7 protein-coding genes, 14 tRNA genes and 3 rRNA genes are annotated in these 14,884 nt (G+C 43.1%); all 24 read left to right on the top strand.

Annotation, left to right across the window (positions count from 1 at the left end; all coding sequences use genetic code 11):
• Nucleotides 1-179 precede the first annotated feature (179 nt).
• On the top strand, nucleotides 180-674 hold the full coding sequence (locus tag FI644_RS07570; RefSeq protein ID WP_053478163.1) for a PH domain-containing protein: 495 nt from the start codon (nucleotides 180-182) through the stop codon (nucleotides 672-674).
• A complete protein-coding gene (locus tag FI644_RS07565; protein ID WP_053478162.1) occupies nucleotides 671-2,185 on the top strand; it encodes a PH domain-containing protein in 1,515 nt (504 codons plus the stop codon). The genes FI644_RS07570 and FI644_RS07565 overlap by 4 nt, the downstream gene beginning before the upstream one ends.
• A 445-nt stretch (nucleotides 2,186-2,630) precedes the next feature.
• Nucleotides 2,631-4,181 (top strand): 16S ribosomal RNA (locus FI644_RS07560).
• A gap of 311 nt (nucleotides 4,182-4,492) precedes the next feature.
• Nucleotides 4,493-7,425: ribosomal RNA gene (locus FI644_RS07555) — 23S ribosomal RNA — on the top strand.
• A 64-nt stretch (nucleotides 7,426-7,489) separates the two neighbouring features.
• Nucleotides 7,490-7,606, top strand: a 5S ribosomal RNA gene (gene rrf / locus FI644_RS07550).
• The 16S, 23S and 5S rRNA genes sit together here with 14 tRNA genes alongside, the layout of an rRNA operon.
• Nucleotides 7,607-7,649: 43 nt before the next feature.
• Nucleotides 7,650-7,724: transfer RNA gene (locus FI644_RS07545), tRNA-Glu, on the top strand.
• A 17-nt stretch (nucleotides 7,725-7,741) separates the two neighbouring features.
• A tRNA-Gly gene (locus tag FI644_RS07540) sits at nucleotides 7,742-7,816 on the top strand.
• A gap of 46 nt (nucleotides 7,817-7,862) precedes the next feature.
• A tRNA-Arg gene (locus tag FI644_RS07535) sits at nucleotides 7,863-7,939 on the top strand.
• 9 nt (nucleotides 7,940-7,948) lie between these two features.
• Nucleotides 7,949-8,022: transfer RNA gene (locus tag FI644_RS07530), tRNA-Pro, on the top strand.
• A 15-nt stretch (nucleotides 8,023-8,037) separates the two neighbouring features.
• Nucleotides 8,038-8,113: transfer RNA gene (locus tag FI644_RS07525), tRNA-Ala, on the top strand.
• A gap of 20 nt (nucleotides 8,114-8,133) precedes the next feature.
• Nucleotides 8,134-8,207, top strand: a tRNA-Met gene (locus FI644_RS07520).
• Between the two features lie 12 nt (nucleotides 8,208-8,219).
• Nucleotides 8,220-8,312, top strand: a tRNA-Ser gene (locus tag FI644_RS07515).
• Nucleotides 8,313-8,333: 21 nt separating this feature from the next.
• Nucleotides 8,334-8,407 (top strand) — tRNA-Asp (locus tag FI644_RS07510).
• A gap of 169 nt (nucleotides 8,408-8,576) precedes the next feature.
• Nucleotides 8,577-8,652: transfer RNA gene (locus FI644_RS07505), tRNA-Phe, on the top strand.
• 159 nt (nucleotides 8,653-8,811) lie between these two features.
• Nucleotides 8,812-8,884: transfer RNA gene (locus tag FI644_RS07500), tRNA-Thr, on the top strand.
• A 15-nt stretch (nucleotides 8,885-8,899) separates the two neighbouring features.
• A tRNA-Tyr gene (locus tag FI644_RS07495) sits at nucleotides 8,900-8,983 on the top strand.
• A gap of 5 nt (nucleotides 8,984-8,988) precedes the next feature.
• Nucleotides 8,989-9,062, top strand: a tRNA-Trp gene (locus FI644_RS07490).
• Nucleotides 9,063-9,072: 10 nt separating this feature from the next.
• A tRNA-His gene (locus tag FI644_RS07485) sits at nucleotides 9,073-9,148 on the top strand.
• 6 nt (nucleotides 9,149-9,154) lie between these two features.
• Nucleotides 9,155-9,228, top strand: a tRNA-Ile gene (locus FI644_RS07480).
• Between the two features lie 259 nt (nucleotides 9,229-9,487).
• Nucleotides 9,488-10,087: an undecaprenyl-diphosphatase gene (locus FI644_RS07475; RefSeq protein ID WP_053477947.1), complete on the top strand. Its 600-nt coding sequence runs from the start codon at nucleotides 9,488-9,490 to the stop codon at nucleotides 10,085-10,087.
• Nucleotides 10,088-10,274: 187 nt separating this feature from the next.
• Nucleotides 10,275-10,763, top strand: coding sequence for a MarR family winged helix-turn-helix transcriptional regulator (locus FI644_RS07470; protein ID WP_053477946.1), 489 nt, complete (start codon nucleotides 10,275-10,277; stop codon nucleotides 10,761-10,763).
• Nucleotides 10,760-12,484, top strand: a complete 1,725-nt coding sequence (locus FI644_RS07465; protein WP_053477945.1) for an ABC transporter ATP-binding protein — start codon at nucleotides 10,760-10,762, stop codon at nucleotides 12,482-12,484. The genes FI644_RS07470 and FI644_RS07465 overlap by 4 nt, the downstream gene beginning before the upstream one ends.
• Nucleotides 12,481-14,340: an ABC transporter ATP-binding protein gene (locus FI644_RS07460; RefSeq protein WP_053477944.1), complete on the top strand. Its 1,860-nt coding sequence runs from the start codon at nucleotides 12,481-12,483 to the stop codon at nucleotides 14,338-14,340. Before FI644_RS07465 ends, FI644_RS07460 begins: the two co-directional genes overlap by 4 nt.
• 120 nt (nucleotides 14,341-14,460) lie before the next feature.
• A complete protein-coding gene (locus tag FI644_RS07455) occupies nucleotides 14,461-14,883 on the top strand; it encodes a DMT family transporter (RefSeq protein ID WP_053477943.1) in 423 nt (140 codons plus the stop codon).
• Nucleotide 14,884: the final 1 nt, after the last annotated feature.

Below are 14,884 nucleotides of genomic sequence, written 5' to 3'. Positions count from 1 at the left end.
GGAATGACCAGCAGATTCAGATTTGCTGGTCATTCGTTTTTTTCTTCCTTCTTTATTTTGCAGCATTAAACTTTTGATAATTCTCCTATGCATTTAAAAATATAATAGAACCATTTCCGTCTTTAACCGTATATATAACTAGAGAGTTTCAGCTAGATTAGAAAGAAAGGAGTGGACTTATGAATTCTCATATCCTCTCACCCCAAAATCAATTATCCAAGAAAGCGGTTAAAGTATGGATAATTAGTGAAGTAATTGAAAATGTAATTGGATTCATCGTACTTGGTGTTTTATTTTATCTAGATTATTTGTTTTCATGGAAAGAGTGGATTGGGTGGATATTAATTGGGGTTGCAAGTATCTCTGTACTATTTGCAGTCTGGTCATTTATTAGACCATTTTTACTCTATAAAACATGGCGTTATGCTGTAGATGAAGAATTTCTGCAATTGAAATATGGTGCACTAATTGAAAAGCATCAGCTTATCCCAATGACAAAGATTCAATCGGTTGCTACTAACCAAGGACCATTGCTTAGAAGATATGACCTTTACACTGTATCCATAGAAACGATGGCATCTACACATACAATTCCCGCACTTCCAAAAGAGACAGCTGTTGAGTTAAGGAATCAAATTGCTCAATTTGCGAAAGTAAAGGAAGTGGAATCGTGATTCAGGCAAAGAGATATAACCCTTTACTTATGCTTTTTCAATTATTTAATTTAATAAAGAACTCCATTTTCTTTGTAGTTTTTTTATTTGTAATCAAGGCAGGTTCAGATTCAGCCTTTATTAAATATGGTAAGGTTATTTTCATTCTAGCTTTCGTAATAACGTTTATTTCGATCATTATCAAGTGGTTCACCACTAAATATGCATTTGATAATAAATCATTTTATCTTTACAAAGGGATTTTTAGTAAATCTGAGCGATCTATTCCTTTTTCAAAGATTCAAAACATAAATCGGCATACCGCTTTATTCCATCGGATATTTAGAGTGACTTCTATTAGTTTTGAGACAGGTATTAAAGGGGAGAATGCATCGGTAAAATTCGAAGTCGTTTCAAGGATAGAGGCCGATCGGATGGAGGCGCATTTGTCTAGCACTGTACACGTTGACTTACCTTCCATTCAGGAAAGTGACGCGAATATGGAAACATTCCCCCATGAAGAGGATGACTCAAAGGTAAATTCAATTCGAGTCTTGCATTTTAAACCGACAAAAAAGGATACGTTAAAAGCTTCTTTCACATCGTTTAGCTTTCTCCTCCTTATTCCTTTAATTGCTTCTCTTTATTTCAAAATAAATGATATCTTCCATGTGGAAGAAGAGGCAGAAGGGGTTATTTCCGAAATTTTGAACTCCTGGTGGCTTGTTTTTGGCATCATTATATTCCTAGTTATTGCTTCTGCGGCTTTTGGGATTGTTTCGACATATTTGAAATACGGAAAATATGAAATTTCCTCCGATTTTGATCGAATCTATATAACGAAAGGAGTAATCAATGAAACTTCCTTTTCTATTTCAAAAGAAAAGGTACAGGCGATAGAAATAAAACAATCTACATTAAAAAGAGTATTTGGACTAGCTGAAGTAAAATTAACCAGTGCGGGTGGGCTTGGTTCCGAGGAAGATAAACATGAGATCAACTCTCTCTATCCATATCTTCCTATTAGACGTGCATATGAAATCGTTTCAGATATATTGCCAACATATGAGGTAACTGAAAAGATGGATAGACTTCCGAAAAAATCCTTGTGGGTACGTTTGCTGTGGCCAAGCTGGATTTGGATTATAACAACTGCAGTCCTATATTATTTCAAACCTGCTATTCTAAATGTGGAGAAGGCATGGTGGATAATATCTGCTTGTCTGTTCGTTATCATTGGTGTAACAAGATTACTTGATTTCTATAATACCCGATATGTTCTGAATGATCGTTTTGTTCAATTCAAAAAAGGGAGTCTGACTACTACATTATTTGTATCCAAAAGAGAAAAGGTCATTGAAGTAAGAGTTTCAAGGAATATCATTCAAAAGCTTCTAGGCCTTGCTTCGATTAAGACAATCAACCGGGCAAAGCCTGTCTATCATGCAGGAATAGAGGATGTCCCGCAGGAATTGGCTAACGTGTTTTATAAATGGTACAAAGGAAGAAAAAATGAAATCAAATTAGAATAGAAAATTATTTAATTTGTCTGGCAGATCTGTATTTACTGATCTGCCTTTTTGAATCTATAGCATTAAATCTATCTTTTATGTTCGTTTTTAAAAATAACAAATTAGTAATATGTATTATTTATTAAAAGTTATATAAAACTAATTGACAAATAAAAGAAGAATTGATATTATATATTTTGTCGCTAAGACATAAATGATTTAAAAAATATTTGACAGCGAGATTATATAATGTTATATTATGAATCTGCTAAAAAATAGTTCTTTGAAAACTAAACAAAGCAAAAACGTCAACGTTAATTCTTATTTTAAAGAAAGATAAGAAACGAGCAGGTCAAGGAAACGACTGAGTGAGCGCCGGATTGTACGAGGGTACATGAGGAGCGGAGCGAGGGAGTTGACGAAGAGATGCGAAGTTTATTATCTTTCATCGAGCTAATCTTACTCTTTATTGGAGAGTTTGATCCTGGCTCAGGACGAACGCTGGCGGCGTGCCTAATACATGCAAGTCGAGCGAATCTGAGGGAGCTTGCTCCCAAAGGTTAGCGGCGGACGGGTGAGTAACACGTGGGCAACCTGCCTGTAAGACTGGGATAACTTCGGGAAACCGGAGCTAATACCGGATAATCCTTTTCTACTCATGTAGAAAAGCTGAAAGATGGCTTCGGCTATCACTTACAGATGGGCCTGCGGCGCATTAGCTTGTTGGTGAGGTAACGGCTCACCAAGGCGACGATGCGTAGCCGACCTGAGAGGGTGATCGGCCACACTGGGACTGAGACACGGCCCAGACTCCTACGGGAGGCAGCAGTAGGGAATCTTCCGCAATGGACGAAAGTCTGACGGAGCAACGCCGCGTGAGTGATGAAGGTTTTCGGATCGTAAAACTCTGTTGTTAGGGAAGAACAAGTACCGTTCGAATAGGGCGGTACCTTGACGGTACCTAACCAGAAAGCCACGGCTAACTACGTGCCAGCAGCCGCGGTAATACGTAGGTGGCAAGCGTTGTCCGGAATTATTGGGCGTAAAGCGCGCGCAGGTGGTTTCTTAAGTCTGATGTGAAAGCCCCCGGCTCAACCGGGGAGGGTCATTGGAAACTGGGAGACTTGAGTGCAGAAGAGGAAAGTGGAATTCCAAGTGTAGCGGTGAAATGCGTAGAGATTTGGAGGAACACCAGTGGCGAAGGCGACTTTCTGGTCTGTAACTGACACTGAGGCGCGAAAGCGTGGGGAGCGAACAGGATTAGATACCCTGGTAGTCCACGCCGTAAACGATGAGTGCTAAGTGTTAGAGGGTTTCCGCCCTTTAGTGCTGCAGCAAACGCATTAAGCACTCCGCCTGGGGAGTACGGCCGCAAGGCTGAAACTCAAAGGAATTGACGGGGGCCCGCACAAGCGGTGGAGCATGTGGTTTAATTCGAAGCAACGCGAAGAACCTTACCAGGTCTTGACATCCTCTGACAATCCTAGAGATAGGACGTTCCCCTTCGGGGGACAGAGTGACAGGTGGTGCATGGTTGTCGTCAGCTCGTGTCGTGAGATGTTGGGTTAAGTCCCGCAACGAGCGCAACCCTTGATCTTAGTTGCCAGCATTCAGTTGGGCACTCTAAGGTGACTGCCGGTGACAAACCGGAGGAAGGTGGGGATGACGTCAAATCATCATGCCCCTTATGACCTGGGCTACACACGTGCTACAATGGATGGTACAAAGGGCTGCAAGACCGCGAGGTTTAGCCAATCCCATAAAACCATTCTCAGTTCGGATTGCAGGCTGCAACTCGCCTGCATGAAGCCGGAATCGCTAGTAATCGCGGATCAGCATGCCGCGGTGAATACGTTCCCGGGCCTTGTACACACCGCCCGTCACACCACGAGAGTTTGTAACACCCGAAGTCGGTGGGGTAACCGCAAGGAGCCAGCCGCCTAAGGTGGGACAGATGATTGGGGTGAAGTCGTAACAAGGTAGCCGTATCGGAAGGTGCGGCTGGATCACCTCCTTTCTAAGGATGAAATGAAGTCTATCTTCATTAAAAGACGTTTCTTGCTTTGTTTAGTTTTGAGAGAACTAACTCTCAAAACTTGTTCCTTGAAAACTAGATAACAAATTGACAAGACATCATAAAAGTAAGTTCTTTTTTAAACAAACTTAGGTTTTCTTTCTTATTTATAAGATTGTGAACCGTGAGGGAAATGAGAAGCGAACAGGTCGAGGAATCGAGCGAGGAAGCACCGGAACGTACGTAGTGTGTACGTGAGGATGCTGACGAACGAAGATGACGAAGAGATGTGAAGCTTATCGTTGACCGAACTAGGTTAAGTTAGAAAGGGCGCACGGTGAATGCCTAGGCACTAGGAGCCGATGAAGGACGGGACTAACACCGATATGCTTCGGGGAGCTGTAAGTAAGCTTTGATCCGGAGATTTCCGAATGGGGGAACCCTCTATCCGTAATGGGATAGAATCTTTACCTGAATACATAGGGTATTGAAGGCAGACCCGGGGAACTGAAACATCTAAGTACCCGGAGGAAGAGAAAGCAAACGCGATTCCCTGAGTAGCGGCGAGCGAAACGGGATTAGCCCAAACCAAGAGGCTTGCCTCTTGGGGTTGTAGGACACTCTACACGGAGTTACAAAGGAACGAGGTAAATGAACAGGTCTGGAAAGGCCGGCCAGAGAAGGTAAAAGCCCTGTAGTTGAAACTTCGTTCCCTCCAGAGTGGATCCTGAGTACGGCGGGACACGAGAAATCCCGTCGGAAGCAGGGAGGACCATCTCCCAAGGCTAAATACTCCCTAGTGACCGATAGTGAACCAGTACCGTGAGGGAAAGGTGAAAAGCACCCCGGAAGGGGAGTGAAAGAGATCCTGAAACCGTGTGCCTACAAGTAGTCAGAGCCCGTTTATGGGTGATGGCGTGCCTTTTGTAGAATGAACCGGCGAGTTACGATTACATGCGAGGTTAAGTTGAATAGACGGAGCCGCAGCGAAAGCGAGTCTGAATAGGGCGAATGAGTATGTGGTCGTAGACCCGAAACCAGGTGATCTACCCATGTCCAGGTTGAAGTTCAGGTAACACTGAATGGAGGACCGAACCCACGCACGTTGAAAAGTGCGGGGATGAGGTGTGGGTAGCGGAGAAATTCCAATCGAACTTGGAGATAGCTGGTTCTCTCCGAAATAGCTTTAGGGCTAGCCTCATGTAGAAAGAGTCTTGGAGGTAGAGCACTGTTTGGACTAGGGGCCCCCATCGGGTTACCGAATTCAGACAAACTCCGAATGCCAAAGACTTATCCATGGGAGTCAGACTGCGAGTGATAAGATCCGTAGTCAAGAGGGAAACAGCCCAGACCACCAGCTAAGGTCCCAAAGTATACGTTAAGTGGAAAAGGATGTGGAGTTGCTTAGACAACCAGGATGTTGGCTTAGAAGCAGCCACCATTTAAAGAGTGCGTAATAGCTCACTGGTCGAGTGACTCTGCGCCGAAAATGTACCGGGGCTAAACGTATCACCGAAGCTGTGGATGGACATCTACGATGTCCGTGGTAGGAGAGCGTTCTAAGGGCGTTGAAGCTAGACCGCAAGGACTGGTGGAGCGCTTAGAAGTGAGAATGCCGGTATGAGTAGCGAAAGATGGGTGAGAATCCCATCCACCGAATGCCTAAGGTTTCCTGAGGAAGGCTCGTCCGCTCAGGGTTAGTCGGGACCTAAGCCGAGGCTGAAAAGCGTAGGCGATGGACAACAGGTTGATATTCCTGTACCACCAAACTCCGTTTGAGCAATGGGGGGACGCAGGAGGATAGGGTAAGCGCACTGCTGGATATGTGCGTCTAAGCAGTTAGGCTGCAAGCGAGGAAAATCCCGTTTGCGTGAAGGCTGAGCTGTGACAGCGAGGGAAATATAGTACCGAAGTTCCTGATTCCACACTGCCAAGAAAAGCCTCTAGTGAGGATAAGGTGCCCGTACCGCAAACCGACACAGGTAGGCGAGGAGAGAATCCTAAGGTGAGCGAGAGAACTCTCGTTAAGGAACTCGGCAAAATGACCCCGTAACTTCGGGAGAAGGGGTGCTTTTTAGGGTGAATAGCCCTGAAAAGCCGCAGTGAATAGGCCCAGGCGACTGTTTAGCAAAAACACAGGTCTCTGCGAAGCCGCAAGGCGAAGTATAGGGGCTGACGCCTGCCCGGTGCTGGAAGGTTAAGAGGAGGGGTTAGCTCACGCGAAGCTCTGAATTGAAGCCCCAGTAAACGGCGGCCGTAACTATAACGGTCCTAAGGTAGCGAAATTCCTTGTCGGGTAAGTTCCGACCCGCACGAAAGGCGTAACGATCTGGGCACTGTCTCAACGAGAGACTCGGTGAAATTATAGTACCTGTGAAGATGCAGGTTACCCGCGACAGGACGGAAAGACCCCGTGGAGCTTTACTGTAGCCTGATATTGAATTTCGGTACAGCTTGTACAGGATAGGTAGGAGCCTTGGAAGCCGGAGCGCCAGCTTCGGTGGAGGCATCGGTGGGATACTACCCTGGCTGTATTGAAATTCTAACCCATGCCCCTGATCGGGGCAGGAGACAGTGTCAGGTGGGCAGTTTGACTGGGGCGGTCGCCTCCTAAAAAGTAACGGAGGCGCCCAAAGGTTCCCTCAGAATGGTTGGAAATCATTCGAAGAGTGTAAAGGCATAAGGGAGCTTGACTGCGAGACCTACAAGTCGAGCAGGGACGAAAGTCGGGCTTAGTGATCCGGTGGTTCCGCATGGAAGGGCCATCGCTCAACGGATAAAAGCTACCCCGGGGATAACAGGCTTATCTCCCCCAAGAGTCCACATCGACGGGGAGGTTTGGCACCTCGATGTCGGCTCATCGCATCCTGGGGCTGTAGTCGGTCCCAAGGGTTGGGCTGTTCGCCCATTAAAGCGGTACGCGAGCTGGGTTCAGAACGTCGTGAGACAGTTCGGTCCCTATCCGTCGTGGGCGCAGGAAATTTGAGAGGAGCTGTCCTTAGTACGAGAGGACCGGGATGGACGCACCGCTGGTGTACCAGTTGTTCTGCCAAGAGCATCGCTGGGTAGCTATGTGCGGAAGGGATAAGTGCTGAAAGCATCTAAGCATGAAGCCCCCCTCGAGATGAGATTTCCCATAGCGTCAAGCTAGTAAGACCCCTGAAAGATGATCAGGTTGATAGGTTTGAGGTGGAAGCGTGGTGACACGTGGAGCTGACAAATACTAATCGGTCGAGGACTTAACCAAAATGAAATACATGATGTCTGTCTGTTATCTAGTTTTGAAGGAATAATCCTTTAACTAACAATAGTCTGGTGGCGATAGCGAGAAGGTCACACCCGTTCCCATCCCGAACACGGCAGTTAAGCTTCTCAGCGCCAATGGTAGTTAGGGGCTGTCCCCTTGTGAGAGTAGGACGCCGCCAGGCTAGGCCCTAATGTTGGGCTATTTTTTTCGTCTAATTTAATATGGGCCCCTTGGTCAAGCGGTTAAGACACCGCCCTTTCACGGCGGTAACACGGGTTCGAATCCCGTAGGGGTCACCATTATTTGTCTTTTATGTGCGGAAGTAGTTCAGTGGTAGAACACCACCTTGCCAAGGTGGGGGTCGCGGGTTCGAATCCCGTCTTCCGCTCCAATTTCCCATTGAGTTTAGATCACTTCTCAGTACTATTTGAATAAATGCGCCCGTAGCTCAATTGGATAGAGCGTCTGACTACGGATCAGAAGGTTATGGGTTCGACTCTTTTCGGGCGCGCCATATTCTTAACGGGAAGTAGCTCAGCTTGGTAGAGCACTTGGTTTGGGACCAAGGGGTCGCAGGTTCGAATCCTGTCTTCCCGATTTTTTATTATTTATGGGGCCTTAGCTCAGCTGGGAGAGCGCCTGCCTTGCACGCAGGAGGTCAGCGGTTCGATCCCGCTAGGCTCCACCATAGATTTAAAATAATATTTTGGCGGCGTAGCTCAGCTGGCTAGAGCGTACGGTTCATACCCGTGAGGTCGGGGGTTCGATCCCCTCTGCCGCTACTTATTTAATATGGAGGAATACCCAAGTCCGGCTGAAGGGATCGGTCTTGAAAACCGACAGGCGGGTCAAACCGCGCAGGGGTTCGAATCCCCTTTCCTCCTCCACTTCATTTGGTATAATAATTTGGTCCGGTAGTTCAGTTGGTTAGAATGCCTGCCTGTCACGCAGGAGGTCGCGGGTTCGAGTCCCGTCCGGACCGCTATTTTTTTATTTGTATTTGGCTCAGTAGCTCAGTTGGTAGAGAATTGAAAGTTTACCTGCGAAGCAATGCTTCCATGAATAGAAAACTTTCAATTTGCAACAAAGACCAAAGGGCTTTGCCGCACAGTTTTTAATGCAATCAATGTTTAGGAAATAAAACAATATATGGCTTAGTAGCTCAGTCGGTAGAGCAAAGGACTGAAAATCCTTGTGTCGGCGGTTCGATTCCGTCCTGAGCCACCATTTATATGATGATGGCCTAGCTCAATTGGTAGAGCACGATCGAATATGCTTCTTGAAATACTTTAGCGTACTGATCGAGCTGCTGCTTGTAAAAGCTTTCTGAGATCAGGACGACGCTATAAATATATTGGAGTTAAATAATATACTAATATTTACTATGCCGGCCTAGCTCAATTGGTAGAGCAACTGACTTGTAATCAGTAGGTTGGGGGTTCAAGTCCTCTGGCCGGCATGTTTTAAAGCTTATGGAGGGGTAGCGAAGTGGCTAAACGCGGCGGACTGTAAATCCGCTCCTTCGGGTTCGGCAGTTCGAATCTGCCCCCCTCCACCATTTATAGGGGTATAGTTTAAAGGTAGAACTAAGGTCTCCAAAACCTTCAGTGTGGGTTCGATTCCTACTACCCCTGCCATTTTATTTTGGCGGTTGTGGCGAAGTGGTTAACGCATCGGATTGTGGTTCCGACATTCGTGGGTTCGATTCCCATCAGCCGCCCCATAATGCGGGCCTATAGCTCAGCTGGTTAGAGCGCACGCCTGATAAGCGTGAGGTCGATGGTTCGAGTCCATTTAGGCCCATCATTTATGAATAGATAGCTAGCCTAATTCTTATAGGAAATGGCGATTTTAAAAAATGGATAACTAACCATGTCATTGAGATATAGTTAGTTATCTATTTTTTAATTGTTTTGTTAATTCTATGCAATAGTTATTAACCTATTGGTTTAAACTCTTACCTTACAAAAATGTAAGCAAATGTAAGGTAAACAAATTTTCCATTTACAGCGCATGGGACATAATTGTAGTATAAGAAAGAAATTAGGGGGGAAAGCAGCTAATGTCATTTACAGAAACGAACATTAATATATTTAGAATGATTAACGACTTAGGGAAAGAATACACATTCTTAAACCCTCCGTTTATTTTCATTGCTGAATATACAGTATATCTTTTAGCACTGGCAACGATCGTTTATTGGTTTACTCGTGAGTATAAGAATAGAATGATGGTAATAAGTGCAGGAATTACTTTTATTTTCGCTGAAATCATAGGAAAACTAGCAGGAACATTCCATTCAAACTATCAGCCTTTTGCTGAACTGGCCAATGTGAATAAATTAATAGAAAAGACAGTGGGGAACTCATTTCCAAGTGACCATACCATACTTTTCTTTTCATTTTGTATGACCTTTTGGCTTTTTAAAAAAGGGTACGGCTTTTTATGGATGATAGCCGCTATCTTAGTAGGAATATCAAGAATGTGGGTAGGCGTGCATTATCCTGCTGATGTCGCTGCAGGAGCATTAATAAGTATTGTTTCAGCAGTTGTTGTTTACTATGTTGTCCCTAGGATAAGCTTCATTCAAAAATTATTGAAGTTATATGAAAAAGGAGAAGGATATATATTGCCTTCAAAATCTAAATCTAAGGATTTCTAAAAATCAGTCTAATAAAAGACCAGCTAATAAACAGTTAGCTGGTCTTTTTATGTTTTTGGACACCGAAAGTTTATCTTTGGAATTTGCTATCGCTTGACTGCAAAAATAAAAAGGTGTAAATTTAAATACTCCTATATTGAACTGTCCATTATTGAACTATCAAGTAGTGATGAAAGGGGTATGTTTAATGGAACATGAAAATCAAAAGTTAGTACGCTCAACACAATTATTGCGTTCATTTTGGAGTGTGCAGAAAAATATTGTGCGCTTCGTTCAAAAAATTGCCGTTGAGAATGGGCTATCTGTCCCGCAATATACGATATTGATGACACTAACTCTACATAAAGAAATGAAACTGACACAAAAAAAAGTTGGAGAACAAACTTTTCTTCCTAAAAGCACGCTGAGCCATGCTGTGGATGGTCTTGCTCAGGAAGGGTTTTTAAACCGTCAGCAAGTGGAAGGGAACCGACGTGAGATGGAGTTAAAGATTACGGACAAAGGGAAGGCATTTTTAAAAAGGATGCACCTTCAAGATGGAGGAATTCATCAGCTATTTCAATCTGCTATGGAGCAGTTAACAGACAAACAGTATGAAGAACTGCTTGAATCACATTTGCTTCTATCAGCCTATTTAGAATCCCAAGTGACAGATCAAGGAGGGAAAATGAATTGATAAAATTACTGAAGCATTTATCCGTTTATAAGTGGATTATTTTAGCAGTTTTAGGACTTGTCTTTGTACAATCAATGGCTGAACTTTTTCTGCCTACACTGATGGCAGATATCGTGGATAAAGGAGTTGTTTTAGGGGATACCCCTTATATTTGGAAGATTGGCGGTTTAATGCTTGTTGTTTCAGCAGTAGGTGCTATCGCTTCTGTTATTGCCAGCTATTATTCTTCTAATGCTGCAATAGGACTTGGTCGTGATATTCGGCGAAAGGTTTTTAATCATGTGGAGAAATTTTCACTGCAGGAATTTGATGAGGTTGGAACGGCATCACTCATTACACGAACAACAAATGATATTACGCAAATCCAGCAAGTAGTCATCATGATGCTTCGTATGGTTGTAAGCGCACCGATTATGTTAGTCGGGGGAATCATTATGGCTGTTTCAAAGGATGCAGAATTATCCATTATCATTGTTATCACAATGCCTGTGTTGATTGGTTCAATTCTTTTTATTTTTAAAAAAGGGATGCCACTTTTTCAAACTGTTCAAAAACGACTGGATCGTTTAAATCTTGTTTTACGTGAAAATTTAACAGGGATTCGAGTGATACGGGCGTTTAATCGTGAACCACAGGAGAAAGTACGTCTTAAGAAAGCAAATAAAGAACTGACAGATGTCTCAATTAAAGTGAATAAAGTAATGGCGTTTATGATGCCTGTGATGATGCTTGTTATGAACTTGACTGTTGTTGCGATTATCTGGTTTGGTGGAATTCGTATTGATAATGGGGCCATGCAAATAGGGGACTTAATGGCGTTTATCCAATATGTTATGCAAATTATGTTCGCGCTTGTTATGGCTTCTATGATGTTTGTTATGATTCCGCGTGCAGCAGTATCAGCAAAAAGGATCAATGAAGTGCTTGATATGAAACCGGCATTTCTTGATGAAGGAAAACTGAAAGCAGATCGTGAGCAAGGGACACTCGAGTTTGAACATGTGACTTTTAGTTATCCTGGTGCTGAAGAACCTGCATTGACAGATATTAGTTTTACAGCCAAGCGGGGTGAAGTAACAGCTATTATTGGGGGGACAGGCTCAGGAAAATCAACGCTCGTCCATTTGATTCCTCGTTTTTATGAAGTAACTAGCGGTTCTATTCGTGTGAATGGGGTTGATATTAGAGAAGCCCCACAAAGCGAGGTACGATCAAAAATTGGCTTTGTGCCGCAAAAGGCAATGCTATTTACTGGCACAATTGCTGAGAACATTCGCTTTGGAAATTCAAATGCTTCACAAGATGAGATTGAACAAGCCACTCGAATTGCACAAGCAGAAGAATTTATACAGCAAATGAAAGATGGATATGAGTCAGAAATTGAACAAGGCGGATCCAACCTATCGGGAGGACAGAAGCAAAGATTGTCGATTGCTAGAGCTCTTGTTCGAAAACCAGATCTTTATATATTTGATGATAGTTTTTCTGCACTTGATTTCAAGACAGATGCAAAGCTTCGTCAAGCACTAAAAGATGAAACAAAGGATGCAACTATGCTGCTTGTTGCGCAGAGGATCAGTACAGTCGTTGATGCTGACCGTATCATCGTTTTAGAAAATGGACGAATTGCAGGGATTGGGACACATCAGGAGCTGCTTGAGACGAATGATGTCTACCGAGAAATCGCCCTTTCACAGCTTTCAGAGGAGGAGATCGCATGAGCAAGAAGAAAAAACCTCAAGATAGCCAACAGATGGGGCAAGGTCCAGGTGGCGGAAGCATGATGATGATGGGGCAAAAAGCAAAAGATTTTAAGGGGACATTGAGACGTCTTTTGGCCTATTTGAAGCCTCGAAGGTACCAATTGGCTGCTGTTTTTGTTGCGGCCATCTTGAGTACAATCTTCATGATTGTTGGCCCAAAAATTATGGGAACAGCGATAACGGAATTATTTGAAGGTGCATATGGGAAGTTTCAGGGGGTTCCTGGAGCGGAGATTGACTTTACAAAAATTGGGCAAATCCTACTTTTACTAGCCGGACTATACGTTTTTAGCAGTTTGTTTAGCTATTTGCAGCAATATATCATGTCTAGTGTTGCTCAAAAAACGGTGTATGATCTTAGGGAGGATGTAAATGAAAAATTGGGGAGATTGCCTCTTAAATATTTTGATGGCCGTTCGAACGGAGAAACGCTAAGCCGCGTAACGAATGATATTGATACAATCGGCAGTACACTTCAGCAAAGCTTAACACAGTTCATTACCTCCATTGTTACGATTATCGGGATTATTATTATGATGCTTTCAATCAGCCCAATCCTGACGTTAATTGCAATTATTAGTTTACCAGTGTCAATGTTTGCTATCGGACCAATTTTGAAAAGATCACAAAAACATTTTGCTGATCAGCAGCGGACTCTTGGTCAATTAAATGGACATATAGAAGAACTGTACACAGGTCATCAAGTAGTAAAAGCATTTGGGCATGAAGAAAAGGCGTTAAAGCAATTCGATGTTGTTAATGAGGAATTGTATGATGCAGGAAGGAAAGCTCAATTCATATCGGGGATTATTATGCCAATCATGTTTTTTATTGGGAATATAAGCTATGTCATCATTAGTGTTGTCGGCGGGATATTAGTGACGCAGAGAGCCATTACCATTGGGGATATTCAGGCATTTATTACTTATTCAAAGCAATTTACACAGCCGATAACACAAACTGCTAATATTGCAAATATTATTCAAGCAACTGTTGCGGCTGCTGAGCGTGTTTTTGAACTTCTTGATGAAGAAGAAGAAAAGAAAGAAGTAACATCAGAAACGTTAATGAGTGCAAAGGGTGCTGTTACCTTTGAACATGTGGATTTTGGATATGGGAAAGAATTGTTAATAAAAGATATGAATATCAATGTTTCACCAGGTCAGACGGTAGCCATCGTTGGACCAACTGGTGCTGGAAAAACGACGATGATTAACCTCCTCATGCGATTTTATGAACTGAATGGCGGAAAGATAAAGATTGATGGTCTTGATACACGGAATATGTCACGCAGAGATCTTAGAAAAAGCTTTGGAATGGTGCTTCAAGATACATGGCTTTTTAATGGAACGATTAAAGACAATCTTGCTTATGGAAAAGAAGGAGCAACAGATGAGGAGATCTTTGCAGCTGCACGAGCAGCCCATGCCGATCACTTCATTCGTACACTGCCAGATGGATATGAGACAGTATTAAATGAAGAAGCATCTAATATTTCGCAAGGTCAAAAGCAGCTTCTGACGATTGCACGAGCGATTCTTGCAGATCCGCCAATTATGATACTGGATGAGGCAACTTCTAGTGTAGATACTAGGACAGAAGTATTTATTCAACAGGCGATGAATCGGTTATTAGAAGGACGTACCAGCTTTGTAATTGCTCACCGTCTTTCAACAATTAAAGATGCCGATTTAATTCTTGTCATGAACCAAGGCAAAGTGATTGAACAAGGAACACATATAGAACTTCTTGAAGGTAATGGGTTCTATGCCGATCTTTACAACAGTCAATTCTCTGAAAAAGCTGCAGGATAAGCAGAAAGAGGCTCTTTTCTAGATAGAAATGGAGCCTCTTTTATTATACAAAGGGACATTTGTCCTTTTTTGTATTCTCCTTCTGTATTTTAATAGAAAGAAATGTTAGGAGGAGAAAGTGTGAAAGGTGTCTTATTTGCCATTATTGCTGGGATATTCATTTCTCTGCAAGGTGTATTTAATTCAAGACTAGGTGAGGAGCTTAGCCCATGGCATACAACCACGATGGTTCATCTCGTTGGGTTAACTTTTTCTGCCATTATCTATTTATTTGTTCGGGATGGAAGAAAGGGATTTAAAGAGGTTCCTTTTATATATGTGCTTGGAGGAATGTTTGGTGTTGTAATTGTTGTTGGAGAAATGACAGCGATTAATCTACTTGGCATGTCTTTAGCGATTGCTATACTGTTAATCGCCCAGCTGCTATGTGCCTTTATGGTGGATGCGAAGGGGCTTTTCGGTATGAACAAAATTCATGTTACGATTCATCAAGTAATCGGAATGGTTATGATGATAGCAGGAGTGACTATATTTAAATTGTAAA

This window comes from Cytobacillus solani, from assembly GCF_006704205.1.
GTDB lineage: Bacteria > Bacillota > Bacilli > Bacillales > Cytobacillaceae > Cytobacillus > Cytobacillus solani.
Note: the sequence above shows the minus strand (reverse complement) of the source record. Positions and strands in the feature narration are given on the sequence as shown.

Excerpts from the sequence above, each read along its gene's own strand:
- FI644_RS07570 (WP_053478163.1), top strand. The coding sequence starts at position 180 with ATGAATTCTCATATCCTCTCACCCCAAAATCAATTATCCAAGAAAGCG.
- FI644_RS07475 (WP_053477947.1), top strand. The coding sequence starts at position 9,488 with ATGTCATTTACAGAAACGAACATTAATATATTTAGAATGATTAACGAC.
- FI644_RS07470 (WP_053477946.1), top strand. The coding sequence starts at position 10,275 with ATGGAACATGAAAATCAAAAGTTAGTACGCTCAACACAATTATTGCGT.
- FI644_RS07460 (WP_053477944.1), top strand. The coding sequence starts at position 12,481 with ATGAGCAAGAAGAAAAAACCTCAAGATAGCCAACAGATGGGGCAAGGT.